The 2,356-nt window shown below is 44.9% G+C and carries 2 protein-coding genes and 1 pseudogene; all 3 read right to left on the minus strand.

The genetic code is table 11. From position 1 onward, the window contains the following. Window positions 1-147 precede the first annotated feature (147 nt). Window positions 148-1,746, minus strand: coding sequence for an IS66 family transposase (gene tnpC, locus LG368_RS15180; RefSeq protein WP_226755534.1), 1,599 nt, complete (start codon window positions 1,744-1,746; stop codon window positions 148-150). A 26-nt stretch (window positions 1,747-1,772) separates the two neighbouring features. Further along, window positions 1,773-2,135, minus strand: a complete 363-nt coding sequence (tnpB, locus tag LG368_RS15185) for an IS66 family insertion sequence element accessory protein TnpB (RefSeq protein ID WP_226755535.1) — start codon at window positions 2,133-2,135, stop codon at window positions 1,773-1,775. Window positions 2,136-2,218: 83 nt separating this feature from the next. Continuing rightward, window positions 2,219-2,356: pseudogene (locus tag LG368_RS15655) on the minus strand (IS66 family transposase); the annotation flags it as partial.

Here is a 2,356-nt window from a genome sequence, read left to right on the forward strand (position 1 = left end):
TTCGTGTGGGTTGGAAGTCGTATAACACAATATTGGGGATCGGACTTTGTTTATCCGGTCCGTCTTTCCCAGTGCAGTAGAGCCACATGTAACAGTTTGAACGCGCTTCTTTGATGACATTAAGCGTAAGCGTCAGAGCATCACCACCTAGATAGATCGGACGTTCCATGGCAGCAGGTCATCAAGACTTTCGTTGGCCTGTCGTTTTGGCAGCTCTTCGAAGAGTGTTACTAAGTAATCATACGGGATTAGCCCATTGGCTTTAGCGGTTTCGATTATGCTGTACAGTATCGCACTGGATCGTGCACCATTACCTGTGTTAGCAAACAACCAGTTTTTACGCCCGACTACGAAGGGTTTGATGGCTCTTTCAGCTCGGTTGTTGTCGATGTTAATTCGCCCATCTTGAAGATAAACCGTGAGTTTCTCCCATTGATTCAGATTGTATTGAATCGCTTTTCCAAGCAAGGATTTAGGAGGAACTTGAAGTGCCGACTTCTCTAACCAGGCTTTGTACGTCGCTAATATAGCAGGTGCTTTTTCTTGCCGGATCTGGAAGGCTTTTTCTTCTGTCTCTTCTTGTTTGGCTAACGCTTCAACGGCGTACAGCTTTTTAATATGACTGATGGCCATGGTCGCTTTACCTGACTTTCCTTTCGGCATAGCTTTTTCAGCCTCGACGAATTTTCGACGTGCGTGTGCCCAGCAGCCGGCAAGCGTTGCCTTGGTCGATTCGTACGCTGAGTAACCATCCACATTCAGATAACCATCGAACCCTTGTAAAAAGTCGATCGCACATTGCGCACTTCGTGTGGGCTGGAAGTCGTACAACACAATATTGGGGATCAGGCTTTGTTTATCCGGTCCGTCTTTCCCAGTGCAGTAGAGCCACATGTAACAGTTTGAACGCGCTTCTTTGATGACATTAAGCGTGGTTTCATCCGCTTGAACCACGGGTTGTTCAAGTAAAATACAATGAAGCCGATCATAAAGGGCCTGTAGCGCGGTTGAGCATTTTTTCATCCAGTCCGACATCGTTTGCCGACTCAGTTCGATGCCGTATTGCTTAAACATGCTCTCTTGTCGGTATAAAGGTAGGCTGTATTGGAATTTACCGGTAATCACCTGGCTTAACAGGCTGGGTGTTGCGATACCTTTAGGAATAATGCTTGGCGGCATTGAGGATTGCTTGATCGTTGTTTTGACCTCAGCCTTCTCACACTGGCGACACGCGTATTTAGGACGAACGGTTTCGATCACTTTTAGCTGAGCGGGAAGGAATTCCAATTTCTCAGACGTGTCTTCGCCAATACGATGAAGTGGTGTCTGACAGCAAGAACAAGTTTTTTCCGATTCAGATACGTCCACGACAACCGTTTCACGAGGTAAGTCTTTTGGCAGAGGTTTACGCTTAGGTTTTGTGCGAGTATACGATACGGTTTGCGTGTCTGGCTCAACAACGGAATCGCCATCTTGCGAGTCACTGTCTGATTCATCAAACAGTTCGCCTTGACCTGGGGACACTTCAGAGCCTTTACCAAACTGTTTTTGTTGAGCCAAACGCCATTGTTCAAGAATGAGCTGATACTTAGATTCCCATTCAGCGATTTTGGTATCTTTTTCTGTTAATGCTTTTTCTTGTTCTATTAATGATGACTCTTTTTCACCTAACAACAACGACTGCTCAAGCAAAAGCGCCTTAAGCGATTCAATGTCATTGGGTAAGTCATCAGGAAGTATTGTCATGGCTTGGATTATACCAAGCGAATGCCCTAATCGTCATGATATCGATAGGTTAAATGTGGGTGAGCGTCTTGTAAGTTGAGCGCAAGACCATCTAGTAACCAATTAAGCTGACGAGGTGAGATTTGAATAGACAATTGTTCGTCATCAATACCAGGCCACTGAAAATGCCCTTTTTCGAGCCGCTTATAATGTAGCCAGAAACCATTTGACGCCCATTGCAATATTTTGACTTTATCGCGCGCTCGACCGCAAAAGACAAAAATATGATCACTACAAGGCTCTTTTTCCAGATCGTAGGCGACAATATTGCATAAACCGTCAATGGCTTTACGCATATCAGTTGGCCCACAAATGAGGGTCACATTGAGTTGAGCAGAAGCGGTAAACATCAGTCTTTTATTCCCATGAAAGAAAAAAAAGACTTTATGTTTTTTGACAAGGATTAAAACGTGTGGTTTAGCTGACGCTTACCATTAAGCGTTGTTTCATCCGCTTGAACCACGGGTTGTTCAAGTAAAATATGATGAAGTCGATCATAAAGGGGTTGCAGTGCGATTGAGCATTTTTGCATCCAGTCCGACATCGTTTGCCGACTCAGTTCGATGCCGTA

Origin of the sequence: Marinomonas algarum, from assembly GCF_020532605.1 — a bacterium.
Lineage (GTDB): Bacteria > Pseudomonadota > Gammaproteobacteria > Pseudomonadales > Marinomonadaceae > Marinomonas > Marinomonas algarum.